General features: G+C 72.3%; 25 protein-coding genes. 15 read left to right on the top strand and 10 right to left on the bottom strand.

The annotated features are described in order from the left end of the window. The first annotated feature begins 9 nt into the window (after positions 1–9). On the top strand, positions 10–810 hold the full coding sequence (locus TSO221_RS09600; protein ID WP_109118267.1) for a methyltransferase domain-containing protein: 801 nt from the start codon (positions 10–12) through the stop codon (positions 808–810). Between the two features lie 41 nt (positions 811–851). Next, on the top strand, positions 852–1,664 hold the full coding sequence (locus tag TSO221_RS09595; protein WP_199229426.1) for an AraC family transcriptional regulator: 813 nt from the start codon (positions 852–854) through the stop codon (positions 1,662–1,664). Here TSO221_RS09595 and pyk read toward each other — a convergent pair. The 4 genes from pyk to TSO221_RS09575 all read right to left on the bottom strand — a co-directional run bounded on the left by pyk (position 1,661) and on the right by TSO221_RS09575 (position 5,780). After that, the gene (gene pyk, locus TSO221_RS09590; RefSeq protein ID WP_109118265.1) at positions 1,661–3,100 is read right to left on the bottom strand and encodes a pyruvate kinase; all 1,440 of its coding nucleotides are present in this window, start codon (positions 3,098–3,100) and stop codon (positions 1,661–1,663) included. The genes TSO221_RS09595 and pyk overlap by 4 nt on opposite strands. 83 nt (positions 3,101–3,183) lie before the next feature. After that, positions 3,184–3,936, bottom strand: coding sequence for a FadR/GntR family transcriptional regulator (locus TSO221_RS09585; RefSeq protein ID WP_247877979.1), 753 nt, complete (start codon positions 3,934–3,936; stop codon positions 3,184–3,186). A 95-nt stretch (positions 3,937–4,031) separates the two neighbouring features. Beyond that, complete coding sequence (locus TSO221_RS09580; protein ID WP_109118263.1) at positions 4,032–4,949, bottom strand: DMT family transporter; 918 nt, start codon at positions 4,947–4,949, stop codon at positions 4,032–4,034. Positions 4,950–5,303: 354 nt separating this feature from the next. Then, positions 5,304–5,780, bottom strand: coding sequence for a MarR family winged helix-turn-helix transcriptional regulator (locus TSO221_RS09575; protein ID WP_109118262.1), 477 nt, complete (start codon positions 5,778–5,780; stop codon positions 5,304–5,306). Positions 5,781–5,835: 55 nt separating this feature from the next. On the opposite strand from TSO221_RS09575, the gene TSO221_RS09570 reads away from it, so the two are divergent. Continuing rightward, positions 5,836–6,336 carry a GNAT family N-acetyltransferase gene (locus TSO221_RS09570; RefSeq protein ID WP_109118261.1) on the top strand — a complete coding sequence of 167 codons (501 nt, stop codon included), beginning with the start codon at positions 5,836–5,838 and terminating at the stop codon, positions 6,334–6,336. Then, a complete protein-coding gene (locus tag TSO221_RS09565) occupies positions 6,333–6,689 on the top strand; it encodes a DUF488 domain-containing protein (protein WP_109118260.1) in 357 nt (118 codons plus the stop codon). The genes TSO221_RS09570 and TSO221_RS09565 overlap by 4 nt, the downstream gene beginning before the upstream one ends. A 16-nt stretch (positions 6,690–6,705) precedes the next feature. Here TSO221_RS09565 and TSO221_RS09560 read toward each other — a convergent pair whose 3' ends face one another. Then, complete coding sequence (locus TSO221_RS09560; protein WP_109118259.1) at positions 6,706–7,113, bottom strand: hypothetical protein; 408 nt, start codon at positions 7,111–7,113, stop codon at positions 6,706–6,708. A 109-nt stretch (positions 7,114–7,222) separates the two neighbouring features. Between TSO221_RS09560 and TSO221_RS09555 the strand changes: the two genes are divergently transcribed. From TSO221_RS09555 to TSO221_RS09530, 6 genes are all read left to right on the top strand, one after another. Next, a complete protein-coding gene (locus tag TSO221_RS09555) occupies positions 7,223–8,110 on the top strand; it encodes an N-formylglutamate amidohydrolase (RefSeq protein WP_109118258.1) in 888 nt (295 codons plus the stop codon). A gap of 3 nt (positions 8,111–8,113) precedes the next feature. Next, entirely contained in the window at positions 8,114–9,262 is a 1,149-nt protein-coding gene (locus TSO221_RS09550; protein WP_109118257.1) for a carboxylate-amine ligase, read from the top strand. Positions 9,263–9,477: 215 nt separating this feature from the next. Beyond that, on the top strand, positions 9,478–11,445 hold the full coding sequence (locus TSO221_RS09545) for a methyl-accepting chemotaxis protein (protein WP_109118256.1): 1,968 nt from the start codon (positions 9,478–9,480) through the stop codon (positions 11,443–11,445). A gap of 76 nt (positions 11,446–11,521) precedes the next feature. Next, positions 11,522–12,832, top strand: coding sequence for an O-acetylhomoserine aminocarboxypropyltransferase (locus TSO221_RS09540; RefSeq protein WP_109118255.1), 1,311 nt, complete (start codon positions 11,522–11,524; stop codon positions 12,830–12,832). Between the two features lie 6 nt (positions 12,833–12,838). Continuing rightward, a complete protein-coding gene (locus tag TSO221_RS09535; protein ID WP_109118254.1) occupies positions 12,839–13,627 on the top strand; it encodes an alpha/beta hydrolase in 789 nt (262 codons plus the stop codon). Between the two features lie 120 nt (positions 13,628–13,747). Beyond that, positions 13,748–15,643, top strand: a complete 1,896-nt coding sequence (locus TSO221_RS09530) for a PAS domain S-box protein (RefSeq protein WP_158284038.1) — start codon at positions 13,748–13,750, stop codon at positions 15,641–15,643. 157 nt (positions 15,644–15,800) lie between these two features. Here TSO221_RS09530 and TSO221_RS09525 read toward each other — a convergent pair whose 3' ends face one another. Both TSO221_RS09525 and TSO221_RS09520 read right to left on the bottom strand, forming a co-directional pair. Beyond that, complete coding sequence (locus TSO221_RS09525; protein ID WP_247877987.1) at positions 15,801–16,130, bottom strand: transposase; 330 nt, start codon at positions 16,128–16,130, stop codon at positions 15,801–15,803. Between the two features lie 5 nt (positions 16,131–16,135). Next, complete coding sequence (locus TSO221_RS09520; protein ID WP_109118252.1) at positions 16,136–16,528, bottom strand: transposase; 393 nt, start codon at positions 16,526–16,528, stop codon at positions 16,136–16,138. Positions 16,529–16,610: 82 nt separating this feature from the next. On the opposite strand from TSO221_RS09520, the gene TSO221_RS09515 reads away from it, so the two are divergent. Next, positions 16,611–16,832, top strand: coding sequence for a hypothetical protein (locus TSO221_RS09515; RefSeq protein ID WP_109118251.1), 222 nt, complete (start codon positions 16,611–16,613; stop codon positions 16,830–16,832). A gap of 78 nt (positions 16,833–16,910) precedes the next feature. Beyond that, the gene (locus tag TSO221_RS09510; protein WP_109118250.1) at positions 16,911–17,756 is read left to right on the top strand and encodes an MBL fold metallo-hydrolase; all 846 of its coding nucleotides are present in this window, start codon (positions 16,911–16,913) and stop codon (positions 17,754–17,756) included. On the opposite strand, the gene sigJ is transcribed toward TSO221_RS09510, so the two are convergent. Both sigJ and TSO221_RS09500 read right to left on the bottom strand, forming a co-directional pair. After that, complete coding sequence (sigJ, locus tag TSO221_RS09505) at positions 17,719–18,600, bottom strand: RNA polymerase sigma factor SigJ (protein ID WP_109118249.1); 882 nt, start codon at positions 18,598–18,600, stop codon at positions 17,719–17,721. The two genes, TSO221_RS09510 and sigJ, sit on opposite strands and share 38 nt — an antisense overlap. Continuing rightward, a complete protein-coding gene (locus TSO221_RS09500) occupies positions 18,597–19,049 on the bottom strand; it encodes a carboxymuconolactone decarboxylase family protein (protein ID WP_109118248.1) in 453 nt (150 codons plus the stop codon). Before TSO221_RS09500 ends, sigJ begins: the two co-directional genes overlap by 4 nt. Positions 19,050–19,165: 116 nt before the next feature. Between TSO221_RS09500 and TSO221_RS09495 the strand changes: the two genes are divergently transcribed. Both TSO221_RS09495 and TSO221_RS09490 read left to right on the top strand, forming a co-directional pair. Further along, positions 19,166–20,398 carry an SLC13 family permease gene (locus tag TSO221_RS09495; protein ID WP_109118247.1) on the top strand — a complete coding sequence of 411 codons (1,233 nt, stop codon included), beginning with the start codon at positions 19,166–19,168 and terminating at the stop codon, positions 20,396–20,398. A 41-nt stretch (positions 20,399–20,439) separates the two neighbouring features. Further along, on the top strand, positions 20,440–21,675 hold the full coding sequence (locus tag TSO221_RS09490; protein ID WP_247877978.1) for an HD domain-containing phosphohydrolase: 1,236 nt from the start codon (positions 20,440–20,442) through the stop codon (positions 21,673–21,675). Here the strand turns inward: TSO221_RS09490 and TSO221_RS09485 are convergent. Next, complete coding sequence (locus TSO221_RS09485; protein ID WP_109118246.1) at positions 21,653–22,864, bottom strand: hypothetical protein; 1,212 nt, start codon at positions 22,862–22,864, stop codon at positions 21,653–21,655. The genes TSO221_RS09490 and TSO221_RS09485 overlap by 23 nt on opposite strands. A 108-nt stretch (positions 22,865–22,972) precedes the next feature. On the opposite strand from TSO221_RS09485, the gene TSO221_RS09480 reads away from it, so the two are divergent. Further along, the gene (locus TSO221_RS09480; protein ID WP_109118245.1) at positions 22,973–24,892 is read left to right on the top strand and encodes a glycosyltransferase family 61 protein; all 1,920 of its coding nucleotides are present in this window, start codon (positions 22,973–22,975) and stop codon (positions 24,890–24,892) included. Positions 24,893–24,948: the final 56 nt, after the last annotated feature.

Below are 24,948 nucleotides of genomic sequence, written 5' to 3'. Positions count from 1 at the left end.
GGGGAGGGCATGGGCGGTTACGTGCACGGCTATTCGACGCGCGAGGCGGAGCGGCTGTCGGATCAGGCGGCGATCCTGCGCCCGCTGCTGCACCACGACACCGCGTTTCCGCCCGGCAGCCGTGTGCTGGAGGCCGGCTGCGGCACCGGCGGCCAGACGGCCGTCCTGCTGGACGGCACGCCCGGCATCCGCCCGACCTGCATGGACATCGACGCCGGGCAACTGGACCGCGCCCGCGCCCGACTCGGCAAGCGGGCTGTGGAGGTGACGTGGCGGCAGGGCGATCTGCTGGCCGGGCCGTTCCCGGACGCCTCCTTCGACCACGCCTTCGTCTGCTTCCTGCTGGAGCATCTGGCGCAGCCCGGGCCGGCCCTCGCCGCCTTGCGGCGCATGGTGCGGCCGGGCGGTACCGTCATGGTGGTCGAAGGCGACCACGGGTCCTGCCGCTTCCACCCGGAGACGCCGGAGGCGCTCGCGGCGTGGGACGAACTGGTGGCGGCGCAGCGCCGGCTCGGCGGCGACCCGATGATCGGGCGGCGGCTGTATGGATTGCTGGCCGGCGCCGGCTTTGCCGACGTGCGGGTGTCGCCGCGGATGGTCTATGCCGACGCCGGCAATCCGGCGCTGCGCGAGGGCTTCGTGCGGCGGATCATCGTGCCGATGCTGGAGGGCGTGCGCGCCCAAGCGCTCGACCATGGCTTCGGTCCGGAGGCGTGGGAACGCGGCATCGCCGACCTGCTGGCGACCGACGCGGACGGGCAGGGCGCGTTCTGCTATACCTTCTTCAAGGCCACGGCACGCGTGCCGTGAGGCTTCAAGGCCACGGCGCGGGTGCCGTGAGGGAGGCGGCGGTGGACGGCGACCGGGTGCGGTTCTGGCGGCTGGCCGACGTGCTGGGCGGCGTCGAGGTGCTGCGCGCCGACGTGCGCCGCTCGTTCCCCAAGCATTTCCACGACGACTACACGGTCGGGCTGGTGACGCGCGGCGCCAACCGCTTCGCCTACCGCCGCGACCGGCTGGTGGCGCCGGCCGGCACGCTGTGCCTCGCCGACCCTGGAGAGGTCCACACCGGCGAGGCCGACGAACGCGGCTGGTCCTACTGGACCATGCACATCGCCCCTGCCGCCCTGGCCGGCCTGCGCGCCGAGCTGGACGACCGGGCATCCGGCCCGCCGGACTTCGCCTCCGGCGTCATCGGCGACGCGCGGGCGGTGCGGCTGGTCGCCGGCTTCTTCCGCACGCCGGGCGCCGCCGGGCCGCTGGAGCGCGAGAGCCGGGCGGTGGCGGCGCTCGGCCACCTGATCCGCGTGCATTCGGCGCAGAGTCCGCGACCGTTGCCCGGCGGCCCCGACGAGGGGGTGGCGTCGCGGGTGCGCGAGCAGCTCGCGGACCGGCTGGCCGAGGCGGTCACGCTGGCCGACCTGGAGGCGGCGACCGGGGTGGGGCGGTTCCGCCTGCTGCGGGCCTTCCGCCGCGCTTACGGCCTTCCGCCGCACGCTTGGCAGATGCAGGCCCGGCTGGCCCGCGCCCACGCGCTGATCGCCGCAGGCGCGGCCATCGCCGACGCCGCGGTGGACACCGGCTTCGCCGACCAGGCGCACCTGACGCGGCTGTTCAAGCGGAGCTACGGGTACACGCCGGGGGTGCTGGCGCGGGGGCGTTAACCCTCCACCCACGCGATCCTGAGGATGTTGGTGTTGCCCGGCGTGCCGAAGGGCACGCCGGCGGTGATGACCAGGCGCTGGCCCTCGCTCGCCAGCCCGTCGGCGAAGGCGATGCGGGTGGCCTTCTGAACCATCTCGGAGAAGTTCTCGACGTCCTCGGTCTGCACGCTGTGCACGCCGTAGGCCAGCGCCAGCCGGCGCGCCGTCTCGATGCTGGAGGTCAGGCAGAGGATCGGCACCTCGGGGCGCTCGCGCGCCGCGCGCAGCGTGGTCGAGCCGCTGGTGGTGTAGGTAACGATGGCCGCCGCCTCGATGGTGTGCGCCACCTGCCGGGCCGCCGCGGTGATGGCGTCGGCGGCGGTGTGCTGCGGGTCGGGGTGCTGGGCGTCCATGATGGTGCGGTAGATCGGGTCCTGCTCGACCCGGCGCGCGATGCGCTCCATCATCGACACCGCCTCGATGGGGTAGGAGCCGGACGCCGTCTCGGCCGAGAGCATCACCGCGTCGGCGCCGTCGAACACCGCGGTTGCCACGTCCGAGGCCTCGGCGCGGGTCGGGGCGGGGGCGGAGATCATCGATTCCAGCATCTGCGTCGCCACGATCACCGGCTTGCCGGCGCGCCGCGAGTCGCGGACGATGCGCTTCTGGATCGACGGCACGTCCTCGGCCGGCAGCTCGACGCCCAGGTCGCCGCGGGCGACCATCAGGCCGTCCGACAGCTCGATGATCTCGTCGAGGTGCTGGATCGCCTGCGGCTTCTCCATCTTGCACATCAGCGCGGCGCGCCCGGCGACCAGCCGGCGGCCCTCGGCGACGTCCTCGGGGCGCTGCACGAAGCTGAGCGCCACCCAGTCCACCCCCTGGTCGAGGGCGAAGGCGAGATCGGTGCGGTCCTTTGCGGTGAGCGGCGACAGCGGCAGCACGACGCCGGGCACGTTGACGCCCTTGCGGTCGGACAGCCGGGTGCCGCTGACCACCACGGTGTCGGCGTGGTCGGGCCCGCAGGAGACGACGCGCAGCCGGACCTTGCCGTCGTCGAGCAGCAGCTCGGCCTCGGGCTCCAGCGCCGCGAAGATCTCCGGATGCGGCATGCCGACGCGCGCGGCGCCGCCGGGCTCCTTGGAGAGGTCCAGGCGGAAGCTCTGCCCCGGCGCCAGCTCGATCGGGCCGCCGGCGAAGGTGCCTAGCCGCAGCTTCGGCCCCTGCAGGTCGGCGAGGATGGCGATGGGGCGGCCGGTCTCGCGCTCCAGGGCGCGGATCGCCTTGACGCGCTCGCCGTGGTCGGCGTGGCTGCCGTGGCTGAAGTTCAGGCGGAACATGTCGACGCCGGCCTCGAACAGCCGGCGGATCATCTCCGGCGAGGACGACGCCGGCCCGAGCGTCGCAACGATCTTGGTCAGGCGGAAGCGGCGGGTCGGGCTGCCTGTGCGGGTCATGGTGGTCTTCCTGGTCGGCGGCGCGGGGAGGGGCGGTGACGGGAGCCGGTCGGCCAATCACCTGAAGCGTATGGTCGCGGATGTCAACCGGGGGTGCCGGTTCCCGTTCCCCCCGACAGCGGCGTCGGGCCGTCGGAGCCCATCTCCTGATACCGGCGCAGCACCCAGGCGAGGTGCTCGCGCATCGCCTCGGCGGCGTCGTCGGGGCGGTGGGCGGCGATGGCGGCGTGGATGGCGACGTGGTGGCGGTACATCCGCTCCTCGTCCACCGCGAAGGCGGGGGAGTGGTGGAACTCCACCATCTGGCCCAGCGTCTCGCGGATGGTCGAGAGCAGGTGCAGGTACACCGGGCTCGACGCCGCGCGGCCGATGGCGAGGTGGAAGTCCATGTCGTCGGCGCTGCGGTTGCCGCCGGGCTTCGACATGGTGGCGACGATGTGGCCGATGGCGGCGATCTGCTCCTCGCTGCCGCGCTCGGCGGCGCGGCGGGCGGCCCAGGTCTCCAGCTGGATGCGGATCTCGACCAGGTCGTAGAGGTTGCCCAGCTGGACGCGCACCATCTCGGTCAGCGCGCCGTCCATGCCGCCGGCCGAGGACACCACCCGGGTTCCGCCGCCCTGCACGGCGGTGAGGAAGCCCTGCGTCTTCAGCTTCTGCAGCGCGGCGCGGACGGACACGCGGGAGACGTTCAGCTGCTCGGCCAGCTGACGCTCGCCGGGCAGGCGCTGGCCGGGCTCGAGATCGCCCTTGCCGATACGGTCGAGGATGCGCTCCGCCACCCAGTCGGAGATGCGCTGCGTGCTGTCGGAACCCGTGGCGGGACAGTCATCGGACACGCTGGAAACTCCCGTCATCGAACTCACTCCGGATTCCGTACCCGTGCGAAGGTGGTGCGTCAACCCGTGAGGATTACTGACAGCCTTGCGCGTTTTCATCGGGACCCCCGTCGTGCCAACAGGATTCCCAGCAGAACGATCACCGCCCCCGCCGCCTGCCACGGCCCCAGCGGTTCGTCCAGCAGCGCCCAGGCGAGCACCGCCGCGGCGGCCGGCTGCACCAGCAGGCTGACCGAGGAGAAGGACGCCGGCAGGTGTGCCAGCGCGTAGGCGATCAGGCTCTGCCCGCCGGCGTGGCTGAACAGGGCGAGGCCCAGCAGGATCGCCCAGCCGTACGCGGTGCCGACGACCAGACTCTCGCCCGAGTACAGCGCGAGGGGCAGCAGCGCCACAGCGGTGACGCCGCCGCTCCAGGTCATGATGGTGGCGGTCGAGAACTCGGAGCGCAGGCGGCCGACGGCCAGGATGTAGCCGCCGTAGAACATGGCGGTGACGAGGCCCAGCGCGTCGCCGAACAGCGCGTCCGTGGACAGCTTGAAACTCTGCCCCATCAGCACGACGGCACCGGCGATGGCGAGCACGAGGCCGGCCACGAAGGTGCGGGTGAAACGCTCCTTGAACAGCAGCCAGGACACCGGCGCCACGAAGATCGGCGCGAAGTTGGCGAGCAACGTGGCGTTGGCGACCGAGGTGTACTTGATCGACCAGTGCCAGCTGGCGAGGTCGCCGGCGAAGAACAGCCCGACCGCGGTCAGCCGCAGGTAGTCGGCCATGGTGGAGGGCCGGCGGGAGCGCAGCCCGGAGTCCGGCTCCAGCCGCATCCACAGGGCCAGCGCCGGCACGGCGAAGGCGACGCGCCAGAAGGCGGTGGCGGTCGGCCCCAGCTCCGACAGGCGGACGAAGATCGGTGAGAAGGCGATGCCCAGCGCGCCGGCCAGCAGCGCCGCAAGGGCGATTCGGGCGGTGCGGTCGGCGTGGCTGTGCGCGGTGGCGGCATGGCTGGCGTCGGGCATGGGGGCCTTATAATCGGGCAACCGAGCGGACGCCAGACGGGGCGACGGCATGGCTCGTTTGCGCGACGCACTGTGCGTGCCGTGATGCACCGTTGTGCAGGCGGCGGCGGACGCACAACGGTGGCCATGGGTGAACTTTCCTATCGCCGCAACGGGTTGCGCGGGACCGTCCGTGTACGGCCGCGCAGCGCATGGTTCGGGTGCTGAGGGATCGGCATGAAACGGAATGAGACGCCATGAAACGAACTGCGGTGGTGTGTTTCATCGCGGAGGCGCCGGATAACGCGGACAAGGACTGTTATCCTATCATCTTGTCCCCGGCGGCGCAACGACGGGGCGGTTCCTTGCGGGGGCTCACCCGTCGATCAGGCGTTCGCTCTCCGCCGCCAGCCGGTGGGCGAGGTCGGGGGAGAGGCGCGCGGCCAGCTTGTCGTTCGCGGCCCGCCACAGCGGCAGTGCCGCCTCCAGCCTGCGGGCGCCGGTCTCGGTCAGCCAGACGGCGCGGCGGCGGAGGTCGCTCTCCACCACCGCGATCTCGATCAGGCCGGCGGTCTCCAGCGTGCGCAGATTGCGCGACAGCGTCGATTGGTCCAGCCCGCTGCGCCGCGCCAGTGCGCCCAGCGTGTCGTCGGACGCGGCGGCGATCTGCGCCATCAGGCCGAGCTGCGCGGTGCTGAACCCGCTCTCCGCCAGTTCGCGGTCGAGGAACTGGCTGATGCGGCGGGCGGCGAGGCGGCTGCTCCAGCCGGCGCACGCCGCGCCCAGCGCCGCCGCGTCGGTGCGGAGGGTCTTCCGGAGCGAAGTATGGCGGTGTTGCGTGCGGGTCGTCATGGATGTATGTATCTACATCATTTGCAGATACAAATAAAGACGGGAGGTGCAGGCGATGAGCAGGGAAACGTCGGTCAGGCGGCTGGAGGCCGCCGACGCCGAGGCGTACCGGGCGCTGCACCTGGAGGCGCTGCGCACCCACCCCGCGGCGTTCGCCGCGTCCTACGAGGAAGAATGCGACCTGCCCACCCCGGCCTTCGCGGCGCGGCTGGAGCAGCTGGCGGTGTTCGGCGGCTTCGTGGACGGTGAGTTGGCGGGGATCGCCACCCTGCAGCGGTTTCCGCAGCTCAAGCGCCGGCACGTGGCGATGATCTGGGGCATGTACGTGCGCGAGGCGCAGCGCGGCTCCGGATTGGCCGGCGCCATCCTGTGCTCGGTGCTGGCGCACGCCGAGCGGGAGGTCGATCAGGTGGAGCTGTACGTCGCCGTCGGCAACGACCGCGCCAGCCGCTTCTACCGCAATCTTGGATTCGAGCCGTACGGCGTGATGCGGCGCTCGCTGCGGGTGGACGGCGTCGACCACGACGCGGAGATGATGGTGAGGATGTTCCGATGAGCGTGTTGGCGATCAAGCGCGTGTACGACGCGCCCGGGGCGGGCGACGGCGTGCGTATTCTTGTGGACCGGCTGTGGCCGCGCGGGATCTCCAAGGACAAGGCGGGCATCGACCTGTGGCTCAAGGACATCGCGCCCAGCGATGCGCTGCGCAAGCGGTTCCACGGCCATCCGGAGGATTGGGAGGAGTTCCGCGCGGCCTACGCGGTGGAACTGCAGGGCGATGCGGCGCAGGCGGCGGTGGCGGACCTGCACGAGCGGCTGCGCGACGGGCCGGTGACGCTGCTGTACGCGGCGCGCGACGAGGCGCGGAACAACGCGGTGGCGTTGAAGATGTGGGTGGAGGCGGGCTGATGGCGGGTGCGGCCCCTCACCCGCAATTCGCCACGCACACCTGCGTCTCCGTCACCGTCCCGCCGCACGCCTCGAAGCAGCCGCGGTACGTCGCCACGCAGGTGTCACGGCACCCCTGGAAAGAGCACAGCCTCCGGTACCGGTCCGCGTAATCGAAATAGGTCCGGCTCGACCCGCTGCGGCGGGCGTCGTTGTAGCGGTCGGCTTCCAGGTTGTAGTCGCGCATCGCCCGCGATTCGGCATCGCTCCGGCACAGCCGCTCGCGGCGGTCGCAGGACTGCACGCAGGGGGCGCGGTCCGCCTGGCAGCGGGCGACGCACTGCCGGCCCTCCTCGCCGGCGGGCGGGGCGAAGTGCAGGGCGGTTTCCATCACCGGGGCGCAACCGGCGAGCAGCAACAGCAGGGCGGCCGGCCGCGTTCGCATGGCGCGGGCTTCCCGGAGTGACAGGACGGAATAAAGCTGGCGGCCCGCCGGTTCTCCGGCAAGCCGGCTTCGGCTTGCCCTTTCGTTCGTCCGCGATACAGTTGGTGCCATGACCCTGCGTTCCTCCCCCTGCGAGCCCGCCAGCGACGACGCCCCGGCCGACGCCGCGCCGTCCGGGCACAGCCTGCCGCCGCTGCTGGGCGACGGCGACCCGCCGGCGGTGCGCGTCCTCAACGGCGACGGCACGGCGCCCTTCCTGCTGGTCTGCGACCACGCGTCGTGCGCCGTCCCGAAGGCGCTCGGTACGCTCGGCCTGCCGCCGGAGCAACTGGTCCGCCACATCGCCTGGGACATCGGCGTCGCCGAGCTGACGCAGTTGCTCTCCGCGCGCTTCGACGCGCCGGCGGTGCTCTCCGGCTACTCGCGTCTCGTCATCGACCCGAACCGCGATCTTTCGGACCCGACGCTGGTCCCGGCGATCAGCGACGACGTGGTGGTGCCCGGCAACCGCGGCCTGCGGCCGGAGCAGATCCGGCAGCGGGTGGACGCGCTGTTCCGGCCCTACCACGACACCGTCGCCACCATGGTCGCGTCCATGCACGATAAGGACGAGCGCGGCTGGGTGGTGCCGGCGATGGTCTCCATCCACTCCTTCACGCCGGTGATGCGCGGGTTCGAGCGGCCGTGGCACGTCGGCGTGCTGTGGGACCGCGACCCGCGCATTCCCCTGCCGCTGATAGAACGGCTGCGCGCGCAGGGGCGCTGGGTGGTGGGCGACAACGAGCCCTATTCCGGCCGCAACACGCTGGGCGGCACGGTCGAGCAGCACGCCACCCCCGCCGGCCTGCCCAACGTGCTGATCGAGGTGCGCCAGGACCTGATCACCGACAGCGCCGGCGTGGCGGAATGGGCGGAGGTGCTGGGCGACGCGCTGGCGCCGATCCTCGCCAACCCCGGCCTCTACCGCATCGAACACCATCCGCGACGGGACGATTGACGCATGCAGGAACCCGCCTTCACCCTGGGTCTCGAAGAGGAATACCTGCTGGTCGACCGCGCGTCCCGCGACATCGTCCCCTCGCCGCCCGAGGAGATGCTGGCCGCCTGCCAGGACCGGGCGCCCGGTCAGATCCACCCGGAGTTCCTGCGCTGCCAGATCGAGGTCGGCACGCCGGTCTGCCGCAACGTCCAGGAGGCGCGGACCGAGCTGGCGCGGCTGCGCGGCACGGTGGCCGGGGTGGCGGACGCCTACGGCCTCGCGCCGATCGCCGCCTCGACGCACCCCTTCGCGGCGTGGGAGCCGCAGAAGCACACCAACCGCGACCGCTACAACATGCTGGCGCGCGACCTCGGCGCGCCGGCGCGGCGGCTGATGATCTGCGGCATGCACGTGCACGCCGGCGTCGAGGACGACGACCTGCGCATCGACCTGATGAACCAGGTCCGCTATTTCCTGCCGCACCTGCTGGCGCTCAGCACCTCCTCGCCGTTCTGGCGGGGGCGGGTGATGGAGCGCAAGAGCTACCGCCTGTCGGTGTGGCACGAGCTGCCGCGCACCGGCATGCCCGACGCCTTCGACAGCTACGGCGAATACCTGCACCACGTGAACGTGCTGGTGAAGACCGGGGTGATCGAGGACGCCAGCAAGCTGTGGTGGGACATCCGCCCGTCGACGCGCTTCCCGACGCTGGAGATGCGCATCACCGACATCTGCACCCGCCTCGACGACGCCATCACCGTCGCGGCGCTGTACCAGTGCCTGCTGCGCATGCTGTGGCGGCTGAAGCTGCGCAACGTGGCGTGGCGCCCCTACAAGAACCTGTTCATCGAGGAGAACCGCTGGCGCGCCCAGCGCTACGGCCTCGACGACGGGCTGGTCGATTTCGGCCGAGGCGAGATCGTCGCCTACCCCGACCTGCTCGAGGAGCTGCTGGAGCTGGTCCGCGAGGACGCCGAGCATTTCGGCTGCCAGGCGGAGCTGGAGAACGCCCGCGACATCGTCCGCCGCGGCACCAGCGCGCACCGCCAAGTCGCCATCTACAACGACGCCCTGGAGGCCGGCGCCACCGGCTGGGAAGCGCTCCACAGGGTCGTCGACTGGCTGGCCGAGGAGACGGTGCTGGGCGTGGAGCCGGTGGCGTCGCCCTGACGGCGACCTTCCGCCGCAGGCGTCGCCTCCGTCCCAGCCATTCCAATTCGACAGTCCCCGCAGTCGGCCCGAAGGCGCACGATTCGAGGGTGCAATTGCTCGCGCGCGCCAGTACATTCATTATCTCTTAATTAGAGATTAGCAATTTTGAAGGTGTAACTGTTTCTTCTTCTTGTTGTTGTCGGGCGCGGCGCCGCCGTGCGGGAGGGGATCCCATGTTCGGCTCGCTTTCCATCAAGATCCGGGTGGCGCTCGCCTTCGCCACGCTGCTGACGCTGGCGGTGGGCACCCTGGTGCCGGTGATGCTCGGCAGCCTGTCGCGCGCGACCGAACGCGCGGAGGAGCGCGAGCTCAAGGGCTACCTCGACGCCTTCAAGGCGGTGACGGCGATGCGGGCCAACGCCGGCGCCGTGCTGTCGGCCTTCGTCGCGGCGATGCCGGAGGTGCAGGCGCGCTTCGCCGCGGGCGAGCGCGACGCGCTGGCCGCGCAGTTCGCCGAGCCGTTCAAGGCGGTGAAGACCGGCTACGGGGTGGAGCAGTTCCAGTTCCACAAGCCGCCGGCCACCTCGTTCCTGCGCCTGCACATGCCGGCCAAGTCCGGCGACGACCTGTCCTCGTTCCGCCGCACGGTGGTCGAATCGAACGCCGCGAGGAAGGCGGTGGTCGGGCTGGAGAAGGGCGTGGCGGGGCTCGGCGTGCGCGCGGTGGTGCCGGTGGCGCGGGGCGGCGCGCACCTCGGCACGGTCGAGTTCGGCATGGAGTTCTCCAAGGCCTTCGTGGACGAGTTCAAGGCGCGCTTCGGTGTCGACGCCGCGGTGTTCATCGAGGACGGCACGGGCTTCAAGCGGCTGGCCACCACGGACGGGCAGCTGGTCGCCGACGACGCGGCGCGCCGGGCGGCGCTGGCCGGCGCGCCGGTGCTGCGCCGGGCGGAGAGGCAGGGCGTGCCGCAGACCGCGCTGGTGGCGGCGGTGCCCGACTATTCCGGCACGCCGGCCGCGGTGGTCGAGATCGTCATGGACGCCAGCGAGTTCGCCGCCGGCTACGCGCAGGCGCGCACCACCGCGCTGGCCATTGCCGCCGGCGTGCTGCTGGCCGGGCTGGGGCTGGCGTGGCTGATGGCGCGCTCGATCAGCGGGCCGCTGCTGATCGTGACGCGGGTGATGCACGCGCTGGCCGGCGGCCAGCTCGGCGTCGCGGTGCCGGCCACTGAGCGGCGCGACGAGGTGGGCGAGATGGCCCGCGCCGTCGCCGTGTTCAAGACGCAGGCGCTGGAGAACCGCAGCCTGCACGACGAGCAGGAGGCCCTCCAGCACAAGGCCGAGGCGGAGCGCGCGGCCACCGTCCGCCGCATCGCCGACCAGCTGCAGGACAGCGTCGGCCACGTGGTCGGCGCGGTGGCGTCGGCCTCCACCGAGATGCTGGCCACCGCCGAGTCGATGGCCCGCATGGTCGAGCGCGCCACCGACGGCGCCGGCGCCGTCGCCGCGGCGGCCGAGCAGGCGTCGGGCAACGTGCAGACGGTGTCGGCGGCAACCACCGAGCTGTCGTCCTCGATCGGCGAGATCGGCCGGCAGGTGACGCAGTCCGCCGCCATCGCCGGCGCCGCGGTGGCCGAGGCCGACGGGGCGAACGAGCGCATCCAGGCGCTGGTGCGCGCGGTGCAGAAGATCGGCGAGATCGTCGGGCTCATCAACTCCATCGCCAGCCAGACCAACCTGCTGGCGCTCAACGCCACCATCGAGGCGGCGCGGGCCGGCGAGGCCGGACGCGGCTTCGCCGTGGTGGCCGGCGAAGTGAAGAACCTCGCCAACCAGACGGCGCAGGCGACCGACGACATCACCCAGCAGATCGACGCGGTGCAGGCGGCGACGCAGCAGGCGGTGGCGGCGATCTCCGGCATCGGCCGCACCATCGGCACCATGAACGACGTCACCACCGCCATCGCCTCGGCCATCGAGGAGCAGGGGGCGGCGACGCAGGAGATCGCCCGCAACGTCGGCCAGGCGGCGGACGGCACGCGCGACGTCTCGCAGAACATCGCCACCGTGTCGATGGCGGTGCAGGAGACCGGGGCGGCGGCGGACGACGTGCTGGCCTCCGGCAAGCGACTGTCCGAACAGGCCGAGGCGCTGCGCCGCTCGGTCGACGAGGCGCTGAGCGCGATCCGCTCGGCGGCGTAAGTGGGAGGGCAGGTTACTTGACGCCCCTCCGCACCCCACCTACGCTCCCCGCCCACAACAAGGTGGAGGCCGGGCGATGGCCGAGGCGAAGTTCCTGAAGTTCGACACGCTCAGCCTGCACGCGGGGCAGCAGCCCGATCCGGCGACCGGGGCGCGCGCCGTGCCGATCTACCAGACCACCTCCTACGTCTTCCGCGACACCGACCACGCCGCCGCCCTGTTCAACCTGGAGCGGCCGGGGCACATCTACTCGCGCATCTCCAACCCCACGGTGGCGGTGCTGGAGGAGCGCATCGCGGCGCTGGAGGGCGGTGTCGGCGCGGTGTGCACCGCCAGCGGGCAGGCGGCGCTGACCCTGGCGATCACCACGCTGATGGGGCAGGGCGGGCACATCGTCGCGTCCGCCTCGATCTACGGCGGCAGCCGCAACCTGCTGGCCTACACGCTGCCGCGCTTCGGCATCGAGACCACCTTCGTCAACCCGCGCGACCTCGACGCGTGGCGCGCCGCCATCCGGCCGGAGACGCGGCTGCTGTTCGGCGAAGTGCTGGGCAATCCGGGGCTGGAGGTGCTGAACCTGCCCGAGGTGGCGCGGATCGCCCACGCGGCCGGCGTGCCGCTGTTGATCGACTCGACCTTCTGCACGCCCTACCTGTGCCGGCCGCTGGAGCACGGGGCGGACCTCGTCATGCACTCGGCCACCAAGTGGATGGGCGGGCACGGCGTGGCCATCGGCGGCGTGCTGGTGGACGGCGGCACCTTTGACTGGGAAGCGTCGGGCAAGTTCCCGACCATGACCGAGCCCTACGCCGGCTACCACGGCATCGACTTCGTCGAGGAGTTCGGGCCCTCCGCCTTCGTCATGCGCGCCCGCGCCGAGGGGCTGCGCGACTTCGGCGCCTGCATGAGCCCGACCAACGCCTTCCACATCCTGCAGGGCGTCGAGACGCTGCCGCTGCGCATGAAGGGGCACATCCACAACACCCGCCGCGTCGTCGGCTTCCTGGAGTCGGAGCTGTACAACGAGAAGGGCGCGGTGGACTGGATCAGCTATCCGGAGCTGGCCGACCACCCCGACCACGCGCTGGTGTCGACGCTGCTGCCCAAGGGCGCGGGGTCCATCGTGTCGTTCGGCATCAAGGGCGGGCGCGCCGCCGGCAAGCGCTTCATCGAGGCGCTGAAGATCTTCTCGCACCTCGCCAACGTCGGCGACGCCAAGTCGCTGGTCATCCACCCGGCCAGCACCACGCACGCCCAGCTCGACGCCGAGGCGCTGAAGGCCGCGGGCGTCGGCGAGGAGATGATCCGCCTGTCCATCGGGCTGGAGGACTGCGACGACCTGATCGACGACCTGCGCCAGGCGCTGCGCGCCGCCGTGAAGGGGTAAGGGCTCATGGAACTGACCGTCAACGGCGCCACCGTCTTCGCCCACACCGGCGGTCGCCCCTTCGACCCGGACCTGCCGGCGGTGGTGCTGATCCACGGCGCCGGCATGGACCACACGGTGTGGAGCCTGCAAAGCCGCTACCTCGCCCACCACGGCCGGTCGGTGCTGGCGGTCGACCTGCCCGGGCACGGCCGCTCCGGCGGCGCGCCGCTCGGCACCATCGCGGACATGGCCGACTGGGTGACGGCGCTGCTGGACGCCGCGGGGGCGGCGAAGGCGCTGCTGGTCGGGCACTCCATGGGCGCGCTGGTGGCGCTGGACGCCGCGGCGCGGCACCCGGAGCGGGTGTCCGGGCTGGCGCTGCTGGGCATCGCCGAGCGCATGCCGGTGCACCCCGACCTGCTGAAGGCGGCGGCCGACAACGACCCGCTCGCCATCGACCTGGTCACCGGCTGGGGCTTCGGGCCGCGCGGCCACGTCGGCGGCAACCCGGCGCCGGGGCTGGCGCTGCTGCCGGCCGGCCGGCGGCTGATGGGGCGGCAGGCGCCGGGCGTGCTGGGCATCGACCTCGCCGCCTGCAACGCCTACGCCCAGGGTGCCGAGGCGGCGGCCAGGGTGGCGTGCCCGGCGCTGTTCCTGCTGGGCGCGCTCGACCGCATGACGCCGGCCAAGGCGGGCAAGGCGCTGGCGGCGCTGGTGCGCGGCGGCAAGGCCACCGTGCTGCCGAACATCGGCCACATGGTGATGGTCGAGGCGCCGGACGCCACCACCGATACGCTCGCCTTGCTTGAATAAGTGACCTCTGTTACGGCTTGCTCATCGGTGGGTAATAATTAGTGTTTAAACCATACTGAGGATTGACCATACGTGCGCGGCGGGCCTGCCGCCCGCGTTCTCCCCCGGATGGGACCTGGCGTGCAGCTCAGTCAGCGATACTTCAACGCCCTGCTGGCGAACTCCACCGACGTGATGGGGGTTCTGTCGCGCGACGGGCGCTTCGTCTTCGTCGGCGACAACGTGCGCAAGGTGTTCGGCCACGCGCCGGAGGAGATGGTGGGCCGGCCGCTGACCGACTTCGCGCACCCCGCCGACCGCGCCGCGCTGGCCGAGCGGCTGGCCTTCCGCGCCGCGTCGCCGCTGGGTAGCGCCGGCACCAGCACCTTCCGCATGCGCGATTCGGGCGGCGGCTGGCGGCACGTCGAGGCCACCGGCTGCAACCTGCTGGACGACCCCGAGGTGCAGGGGATGGTCGGCAACATCCGCGACGTCACCGAACGGGTCGAGGCCGAGCGGCGGCGGCGCGAGAGCGAAGCGCTGTACCACACCCTGGCCGAGGCGGCGCCGGTCGGCATGTTCCGCGTCGGCGCGCACGGGCGGATGCTGTTCGTCAACCACCGCATGGCGGTGCTGACCGGCCTGAACGCCGAGCGCATCATGGCCGAGGGCTGGTTCGCCGCCGTCCACCCCGACGACCGCCCGCGCCTGGAGGAGGAGTGGGCGCGCAGTCTGGCCGCCGGCCTGCCGCTGATGACCAACGCGCGCCTGTTGGGGGCGGAGGGCACCACGGCGGCGGTGTTCCTGCAGACCACGCCGGTGCGCGACGCCGACGGCCGGCTGCAGGGCTGCATCGGTTCGCTGACCGACATGAGCGAGTACGTGCGCACCGCCGAGGCGCTGCTGGTGGCGGAGGCGCGCAACCGCTCTGTGGTCGAGGCGGCCGCCGACGCCATCCTGACCGTGGACGAGGAGGGCATCGTCCACAGCTTCAACCCCGCCGCCGAGGCGATGTTCGGCCTGGGTGCGGCGGAGATCGTCTGGCACCGGCTCGACCGGCTGATCCCAGGCGACGTGGTGGAGCGGCACAAGGCCTACCTGCGCCGGCCTGATTTGCGGGTCAAGCCGCCGGCCGGCTGTATCGGCGACATCCAGGCGCGCCGCGCCGACGGCACGCTGTTCCCCATCGAGCTGTCGGTGGCCGCGCTGGAGGTGCAGGGGCGCCGGCTGTTCACCGCCATCGTCCGCGACGTCACCGAGCGCAAGCGCATCGAGGCGGAGCTGATCCGCGCCCGCGACGCGGCGGAGGCCGCCGACCTCGCCAAGTCGGCCTTCCTCGCTACCATGAGCCACGAGCTGCGCACGCCGCTGAACGCGGTGATCGGCTTCTCTCAGGTGATCGAGATGCGGCTGCTCGGCCCCGACGCGCTGGACCGCTATACGGAATACGCCACGTCGATCCGCCAGTCGGGCGAGCACCTGCTGGGGATCATCGACGACATCCTCGACATCTCGAAGATCGAGGCGGGAAGCCTGCAACTGGGCGAGGCGCCGGTGGACGTCACCGACGTGCTCGGCCAGTCGCTCAACCTGATCGCCATGCAGGCCGGCAAGCGCGGCGTGGCGGTGACGCTGGACCTGGAGCGCGACCTGCCGCCGCTCCGGGTGGACGAGCTGCGGCTGCGGCAGATCCTGGTCAACCTGCTGTCCAACGCGGTCAAGTTCTCGGACACCGGCGGCCAGGTGACGGTGAGTGCGCGCCGGGCGGACGGTGGCGGGTTCGAGTTCGTGGTGTGCGACGAGGGCGTCGGCATGGCGCCGGAGGACATCCCGAAGGCGATGGAGCGCTTCAGCCAGGTCGACCAGTCGATGGCCCGCCGCCACGAGGGCACGGGTCTCGGCCTGCCGCTGACCAAGCGGCTGGTGGAACTGCACGGCGGCAGCCTGCGCATCGACAGCGCGCCGGGTGAAGGCACCACGGTGACCGTGCACCTGCCGGCGGAGCGGGTGATGCGGTTCGAGGATTTGCTGGGATAGGAAATTTCGCCCTCCCCACGCTCCGCTGGGGGGCGTGGAGCCGATGCCGCAGGCAACGAGCGCCGAAGGCGATCATAGGCGGAGCGCGGTCGCCCGACTTGCGGGCGACCGGTGAAGGGGCCCAAGCGGAGCCTGGGAAGCAACCATGTTGCTGGTGTTACGCGGCGGCATGCTCCCATGGCTTGCCATCGCGGACCATGGCATTGAGGATGACGATGATCTTGCGCATGGCGGCGACGATGACGACGCGGTGCGCCTTGCCGGCGGCTTTCAGGCGCCGGCAGAACGCCTGGGTCATCGGATTGCAGTGCGCCGCGGCCAGCGCGCCCGTGTGGAGCATGGTGCGCACACGCCGTCGTCCGCCACGGCAGGCACGGCGCCCCGTGTGCTGTCCGCTCTCGTCATCGAACGGTGCCACCCCGATCAGGCAGGCGATCGCGTGGCGTGAGAGCCGCCCCAACTCGGGCAGACGCACCACCGGCGTCACCGCATTCAAGAAGCCGAGGCTGCGACCAGCGCGCGCTTGTCGGCGGTCAGCCGCGCCACCTGCTCGGCGCACAAGGCGCACACCTCATCATCCGAGAACGTTTCGAGCTGCGTCTTGGCCTGCGCCACCGCGGCGCTGAGCTGCTCGTAGTAGGGCAGGTATGCCACCAGCCGCTCCTCGCCGAACAGCGCGGCGAACTCGGCGATGACGCGGGCGTCCAGGCGGTCGTTCTTGGCGTGTTTGTGCCGCATCTGGGCGAACAGTCGCACATCGCGCGGCTGCAGCACCAGCACGCGCTGCCCGGCGGCCCGCAGCGCCTCGACCAGTTTGCGTTCGTAGCCGCCCGCAGCCTGGTCCCCGCCACCGCACCGCACAAGGTGGATGGGCGCACGAAACATCGAACTCCGCGTTGGAATATTTCAACATGGCAATCCATGGGAAACATTCGTGTGCCTATCCTGCCGTCAAGGGAGGGCGTATATGCGGATCAACCTGTCCGTGGCCGAGGCCGACGTCGTCGAGGCGGCGTTTGTCTATGTTCTGTACAGCGACATCGTCTCCCGCCCGCAGAAGCGGGAGATGCTGGGGCAGCTCGCCGCCATGAAGCAGACGCTCGGCTGCGCGCCGCGCGCGTGCGAATCCTGCCGCCTGAAGCCCATGTGCGAGACGCGGGTGGTCGACATCATGGCGGGGACGGCGTAAACGCGCCACCTGTGATCGTGGTCACTGCACGCCGGCGCGGCTGTGCTAGAATGACCCGTTTCTCTGGGTGCGCACGGCATGGGCTTCACTCTCACCTTCTGGGGCGTCCGCGGCACGGTGCCGTGCCCGATGGCCTCGCACATGGGGTTCGGCGGCAACACCAGCTGCGTGGAGCTGACGGCCGGCGACCGCACGCTGATCTTAGACGCCGGCACCGGCATCCGCCTGCTCGGCCGCCGCCTGCTGGACCGCGGTGTCAGCCGGGCGACGCTGCTGCTCAGCCACACCCACCTCGACCACATCAGCGGCTTCCCGTTCTTCGCGCCGGTCTACACGCCGGGCTTCGCGCTGGAGATCGTCTCCGGCCACCTGTGCGCCGCCGGCGGGGCGGAGGCGGTGCTGGAGGGGCAGATGCGCGGCCCGCTGTTCCCGGTGCCCTACCGCGCGCTGGCCGCCTCGCTGAGCGTCACCGACGTCGAGCCGGGCTCGACCCTCGACCTTGGCGACGGGCTGAGCGTGCGCACCGCGCCGCTCAACCACCCGGACGGCGCCACCGGCTATCGCGTCGACTACGCCGGCCGCTCGGTCGCCTACGTCACCGACACCGAGCACGTGCCGGGCCAGATCGACCGGAACATCCTCGGCCTGATCGCCGGCTGCGACCTGGTGCTGTACGACTCCACCTATACCGACGAGGAGTACCGGCAGCGCGTCGGCTGGGGCCACTCGACCTGGACCGAGGGGATGCGGCTGGCGCAGGCGGCGGGCGTCGGGCGGCTGGTGCTGTTCCACCACGACCCCGACCGCGACGACGCCGGCATGGCGGCGCTGGAGGCCGAGGCGCAGGCGGCGTGGCCCGGCCGCGTCTTCGCGGCGCGCGAGGGCGTCACCATAGACCTTCTGTCCGAAGCTTCCGCGGGTTGACGATCAGGTAGAGCCGGCGGATCAGCCCGTCCGCCGCATCGACCCCCATCACCCCGATGAGATCGCCGTCCCGGCGCAACGCGAAGCCCGGCCCGCCGTTGACCCGCACCGGCACGAGGTCGAGCAGCAGGGCGCGCTTGCGCTGCACGCCCAGGAAGAAGCGGGCGATGCGGTCCGGCCCGCGGATCGGGTTGAACGCGCTGCGCGCCACGCCGCCGCCGTCCGCCAGCAGCACCGCGTCCTGGCTGAACAGCGCGACGATCCGCCCGTAGTCGAGCGACGCGCAGGCCTGGGCGAAGGCGTCGGCCAGCGCGCGGGTGCCGGCACCGTCCGCGGGGAAGCGCACCGGCCCTTCCAGCGCGGCGCGCGCCCGCCTCATGATCTGCCGGCAGCCCTCGGCCGAGCGGCCGAGGATCCCGGCGATCTCGGCGTAGTCCAGGTCCATCGCCTCGCGCAGCACGTAGACGGCGCGCTGCTCCGGGCCCAGCCGCTCCAGCAGCACCAGCAGCGCCAGCGGCACGCTGCCTTCCGGTTCGTCGGCGTTCCCTGGGGCGTCGCCCTCGGGAGTCACCGCCGGCTCCGGCAGCCACTGGCCGACGTAGGTCTCGCGGCTCGCCTTCGCCGCGCGCAGGCGGTCGAGCGCCAGACGCGCGGTGAGCGTGGTGAGGAACGCCCGCGGGCTGTCCACCGCGCCGGTGTCGGCGGCGGCCCAGCGCAGCCAGGCGTCCTGCACCACGTCGTCCGCGTCGCTGAGCGAGCCCAGCATGCGGTAGGCGAGCGCGCGCAGCCGCGGCCGCTCGGCGACGAACAGGTCGAGCGAACGGTCGTCGGCGGCGAGCGTCATGCGGCGGCCCGCTCCACCGGCGCCTCGCGGTGGGTCGCGATGCCGACGCGGTTCCAGGCGTTGATGGCCGCCACCGCCATGGTCAGCGCCGCCACCTGCGCGCGGTCGAAGTGGCGGCCGAGGTCGGCGTGCAGGTCGTCCAGGCGGTCCTTCTCCCGCCGGGTCAGCGCCTCGGCCCAGGCGAAGGCGGCGCCCTCGTCGGGGGTGAACAGGGGCGACGCGGCCCAGTCCGCCACGGCGCCGATGCGCTCGCGGCTCTCGCCGTCGCGCTGCGCCCACTCGGTGTGCAGGCCGATGCAGTAGGTGCAGCCGTTGATCTGCGACACCCGCAGGTCGATCAGGTGCTTCAGGCCGGTCGGCAGGCCGGACGCGCCCAGCGCCTTGGTGACGTTGAACAGCGCGCCGTAAAGATCCGGCGCGTCGGCGCTGAGGTCGAAGCGGAAGTCCATGGTGTGTCCCTTTCCCGTTGCGTGAGGTACGCCCCCAGGACGGATCGCCGACGCCCGGCGTGACGCATGGCAGCTATGCGTTCCATGGAGCGCCGGAAGCCTCTATAAGCGCAAGCATGACCACGACCGTCGTCGCGCTGTTCGCGCTCACCTATTTTGGTATGGCGCTGGGGCGCTTTCCGGGGCTGCGGATCGACCGCACGGGAATCGCCGTGGTCGCCACCGTGCTGCTGCTGGGCTCCGGCGCGCTGACCTCGCGGCAGGTGGTGGAGGCGATCGACTTCCCCACGCTGTTCATCCTGTTCGGCCTGATGATCCTGTCGGCGCAGTACGCCGCCAGCGGATTCTACGACTGGTGCGCGCTGCGCATCTCCACCTCGGCGCGCTCGCCGGCGCGGCTGCTGGCGGCGACGGTGGCGGTGGCCGGCGGGCTGTCGGCGGTGCTGGCCAACGACGTGGTCGCCTTCGCCATGACGCCGATGCTGTGCCTGGGGCTGAAGGCGCGCGGCCTCGACCCGCGGCCGTACCTGATCGCGCTGGCCGGGGCGGCGAACGCCGGCTCGGCGGCGACGGTGATCGGCAACCCGCAGAACATCCTGATCGCCCAGATCGGCCACCTGGACTTCTGGCGCTTCCTCGGCGCCTGCGGCGTGCCGGCGCTGGTCGCCATGGCCTGCGTTCACGGCGTCGTCTGGTGGGTGTGGCGCGACCGGCTGCATCTGCGCGGGCCCGAGGGAGAGGAGATCGCGCCGGCGCCGCTCGACCGCTGGCAGTTGGGCAAGGCGGTGGCGGCGACCGTGGCGCTGCTGGCGCTGTTCGCCGCCCCACTGCCGGAGGAGACGGGGGTGCTGCTGGTGGCCGGCTTCATCCTGGTCAGCCGGCGCCTCGCATCGCGCGACATGCTGGGCATGGTGGACTGGCACCTGCTGGTGCTGTTCGCCGGGCTGTTCGCGGTGAACCGGGCGCTCGGCCTCACCGGCATCCCGGGGGAGATGGTGCAGGCGCTGTCCGCCGCCGGCTGGTGGCCGGACCGGCTGGCGGTTCTGACGCCGCTGGCGCTGGCGTCGAGCAACTCGATCGGCAACGTGCCGGCGGTGGTGCTGCTGCTCTCCGCCTGGGAGGCGCCGCCGGAAGGCGCGCTGTACGGGCTGGCGCTGCTGTCGACGCTGGCCGGCAACCTGGCCCTGCCGGGCAGCCTGTGCAACATCATCGTCGCCGAACGGGCGGCGCTGGCCGGCGTGACGCTCGGCTTCCGCGAGCACGCGCGCTGCGGGGTGCCGATGACGCTGCTGTCGATGGCGTTCGCGGTCGTCTGGCTGTGGCTTGGCGGGTGGATGCGCATCGCCTGATTGATGTATCGTGTGCGAACTTGTCGCAGAAGGACGCACCGGTGAGCCTCGTCGAACAGTTCCTGGAGTTCATCGAGCAGGCGCCGAACCAGTCGCTGCGCGCGCTCAGCGGCCGGGTGCTCGGCAAGTGCCGCGACCTGACCGGGGCGGAGGCGGGCTCGGTGTTCTTCCTGCACGGCCGCGGGCGGAGCCGCACGCTGGAGGCGGTGGCGCTGCACAACGACCGGGTGCGGACGCGCAGCACCGCCTTCCGGATCCCGGTGGACCTCACCTCCATCGCCGGCTACGTCGCCGCCACCGGCGAGACGGTGTTCGTCGAGGACGCCTACGCCATCCCCGGGGACCGGCCCTTCCGCTTCAACCCCGGCTTCGACGAGAAGACCGGGTTCCGCACCCGCTCGATCCTCGCCTTCGCGCTGAAGGGGTTCAAGGACCGGCCGGTCGGCGTGGTGCAGCTGATCAACCGCGTCGGCGACGACGGCGTGGCGCCCTTCCTGGCCGAGCACGAGCGGATGATCGCCCCGGTCAACCACATCGTCGGCCGCGCGCTGGAGCGCGCCGCCGGCCTGGAGCGGCTGGCCGAGCGCAACCGCGCCCTGCAGCAGCAGCGCCGCCGCATCGCCGAGCTGCAGGCGGAGACGGAGCGGGCGCTGATGGTGTCGGTGCGCCTGCTCGCCCGCGCCGCGGAGATCCACGACGAGGACACCGGCAACCACATCCTGCGCGTCAACGAGTACGCCCACGCCCTGGCCCGCGCCGCCGGCTGCTCTCCGGCGTTTTGCGAGGAGATCCGCTATTCGGCGGCGCTGCACGACGTCGGCAAGATGAGCGTCGACCAGGCGGTGCTGCACAAGCGCGGCCGCCTCGACGAGCGCGAGATGGCGGAGATGCGCCGCCACCCGCAATATGGCTACGAGATCCTCAGCGCGTCCGACCGCCTGAAGATGGCCGCGGAGATCGCCTGGTGCCACCACGAGCAGTGGGCCGGCACCGGCTACCCGCGCGGCCTCAGGGGCGAGGATATCCCGCTGGCGGCGCGCATCGTGGCGGTCGCCGACTGCTACGACGCGCTGCGCAGCGAGCGGCCCTACAAGCCGGGCTTCAGCCACGCCCGCACGGTGGAGATCATGACCCGCGGCGACGACCGCCTGACCCCGGCCACCCACTTCGACCCGGCCCTGCTCGCCCTGTTCGCCGAGCGCCACGAGGAGTTCGCGCGCATCTGGGAGGCGTTGAAGGACCCGGCCGCGCAGATCACCCCCGCACGTACACCCTGAACCCCGCGAACGGGTGCGTCACCGCGGCGCCGTCCGGGCCGAACGACTCGCAGTGTCCCTCGGAGTGCACCGTCAGCTTGCGCAGCAGCAGGCGCGAGCGGCCGGCGACGTCGTCCAGCTTGCGCGCCAGGCAGCCGAGCGGGAAGTCTTGCGGCGCCACGCCGTCCGGCAGGGTGATGATCCGGTACTCGATCCCGTCGCTGCCGTCCTCCTTGCGCGAGGCGAGGACGTAGCGGTGCGGCCGGCTGAACGACCCGATCACCCCCTCCAGGTAGGGCCACAGCGTCTCCGGCGGCGTCAGGCACAGCTCCGGCGCGAAGCGCATCTCGGTCAGCACGCGCACCCGGCCCGAGTCCTTGTAGAGGAACGCCAGATGCACCGGCAGCACGTGCACCAGCCCGTCGCCGGTGTCGAGCACCAGCCGCATCGGCGCGCCGGAGCGGATGGCGGCCTCCAGCCCGGCGGTGTCGTCCGGCCGCGCGCTGTCATAGGCCATCGTGTGGTCGTGGCGGGTGGTGAAGCGGAAGTCCTTGTAGGCGTCGCCCGGATACCAGTCGAGCGTCGCCATCGCCCCGGCGCGCAGGCCCGGTGCGGTGGTGTAGCGGACGAACAGCCGCTCGTCGCTGCAATACGCGAAGGCGGTGGCGGTCGGCCCGGCCGGGTCCACCGCGATCGGCTGCGGCAGCGCCCAGAAATGCTCGCCGCTCACCACCACGTGGTCGAAGACGTAGCCCTCCAGGTACTCCGGCCAGTTGCTCGGCAGGAACGGGTCGGGGCTCATCACCGTGGCCAGCGAGGCGCCGCCGCGCAGCGCCGCAGCGAGGTCGGGGCGGCCCCGCGGGCCCTCGCCCGGCGATCCCCCGTTCCGGGGCAGGGCGGCGAACAGCCCGGCGGCGCCGGCGAGGTCGCCGTCGCGGGCGGCGGTGCGGCCGAGCCCGAGGACGGTGTCCGCCACCTCCGGCGCGGCGGTCACGGCGCGGCGCGCCTGCGCGGGGGCGTCCACGCCCAACAACGCCATCGACAGGTACGGCCACGCCTCCCCCGGCGCCAGGGCGGCGGCGCGGCGGGCGAGCCATGTGCCGGTCTCGGTGTCGCCGGCGTTCACGGCGTCGCGCGCCGCCGGCAGCAGGCGGGCGGCGTCCTGGGTCAGCGCGGCCTGCGCCAGCGCGAGGGGCGGGAGGTTCGGCATGCGGACTCCACCTTACCGCCCGCCGCTCCGCGACAAAAGGCCGGCGCGATTGTGCGGCGGCGGTGCGCCGGGGCATGATGGGCGCGGATCCACCGACGGCGTTGCCCCATGACCGATTCCGCGACCGGCAAGACCTTCACGCTGGCCCTGGCGCTGCACGAGGCGGGCTGGCTCGACAAGGCCGCGGAGTCCTACGCCGCGGTGCTGCGCGAGGATCCGTGCCACGCCGACGCGCTTTACCTGCTGGGCCTCCTCCGCTACGAGCAGGGCCGGCCGGCCGACGCGACGCAGCATCTGCGCGTGGCGCTGGCGGTGGTCCCAACGGAGGCGCGCGTCCATATGGCGGCGGCGAACGCCGCGTCGGCGCAATTCGACGTGGCCGCCGCCGCCGCCCACTTCCGCAACGCGCTGGCGCTGGAGCCGGCCGATGCCGAGACGCTGCGCCAGTTCGCCCGCCTGATGCGCTGGGACGGCAAACTGATCGAGGCGGCGGCGCTGTTCCACCGGGCGCTGGCGGCCCGGCCCGGCGATCCCGGGCTGATGCACCAGCTGTCCGGCGCGCTGATGGAAAACGGCGAGGCGGATGCGGCCGAGCGCTGGCTGCGCGCCTCGCTGGCGGCGGACGGCGGCACCCCGGCGACGCTCGCGGCGCTCGGCGCCATGATGACCACGCGCGGCCGTCCGGCCGAGGCGCTGCCGGCGTACGAGGCGGCGCTGCGTTCGGGCGGCGACGCGCTGGACCTGGACCTGCACCTGGGTCTCGCCGCGGCGCTGGAAGCGCTGGGGCGCAAGGACGAGGCGGCGGCGCGGCTGGCCGTCGCCGCGGCGGAGGGCGCGTGGCCGCCCGAAGACCTGCTGCGTCTCGTGCGGCGGCTGTTCGACCTGGGCGACGCCGACGCGGCGGAGGCCGTCTACCGCCGCTTCGCCGCGCTGACCGACGACCGCCGGCGCTTTCCCAACGCCACGCTGCGCCGCCTGACCGTCCGCCCGGCCGGCGAGGTGTGCCGGGAGCACGGCTGGACCTACCATCAGGTTGAGGCGCCGCGCCTTTGCTACGCCACCCTGGCGGACGGCGAGCGCAGCTTCGCGGTGCCGGAGGTCTTCCTCGCCCGCATCGACGGGGCCGAGGTGGTGCCGTCGAGCTGCGCAGTCGTCGCCGGCGAGGCGCTGCTGTTCGACGGCCTCAACACCAACTCGCGGGTCAGCGCGACGCTGCTGCCGCATTTCGTGGCGCACGCGGCGGATGAGCGCGTGCTGCTCGACCTGCCGGAAGCGACGGAGACGGTGGAGGAGGAGGCGATCCTGCTCGGCGGCGGGCCGAACTGGTCGCACGGGGTGCTCGACTGGTCGTCCAAGCTGGCGGTGCTGGAACGCTTTCCGGAACTGGCGGCGCTTCCCGTCCTGGTGGCGCCGAACCTGCCCGGCTCGATCCGCGACCTGTTCGAACTGCTGGGCGTGCCGCGCGCGCGGATGCGCCCGTTGCCGGCGGGGCAGCCGGTACGGGCGCGCCGGCTGTGGGTGCCGTCGCTGACGCACAGCTACCAGTTCACCTCGCCGACCCACACCGACTTCCTGCGCCGCCGGCTGGCGCCGCTGATCGCCGAGGGCATGGCACGGCCGCGCCGCCGCATCTTCCTGTCGCGCCGGCAGGCCGGCTACCGCACGCTGGTCAACGAGGCGGAGGTGCTGGCCGCGCTGGCGCCGCTGGGCGTCGAGCCGGTGGTGCCGGACGACTTCCCGATGGCCGAGCAGATCGCGCTGTTCGCCTCGGCCGAGCTGATCGTCGGGCCGATCGGCGGCGGCTCGGCCGCCGTCGCCTTCGCGCCGCCGGGGGCGGCGTATGTGGAGCTGGCGCATCGCCGCATCGCGTTGCGGCAGTACGGCCTCCTCACCGCCCTGCTCGGCCAGCGCTACCGCCAGATCATCGGGCCGATGCGCGGCAACCGCGGCCCGTCGGAGTTCGACTACGACTTCGCCGTCGATCCCACCGAGGTCGCCGCTGCGGCGCACGACCTGCTGGGCGGGTAGGCGGCGTTCCCCCGTTCTGTTTCAACCGCGTAATTCATAAGACATATCCGGATAAC

This window comes from Azospirillum sp. TSO22-1 (assembly GCF_003116015.1).
Classification (GTDB): domain Bacteria; phylum Pseudomonadota; class Alphaproteobacteria; order Azospirillales; family Azospirillaceae; genus Azospirillum.
The sequence above is the reverse complement of the archived record's forward strand: the minus strand, read 5'-3'. Positions and strand labels throughout refer to the sequence as shown.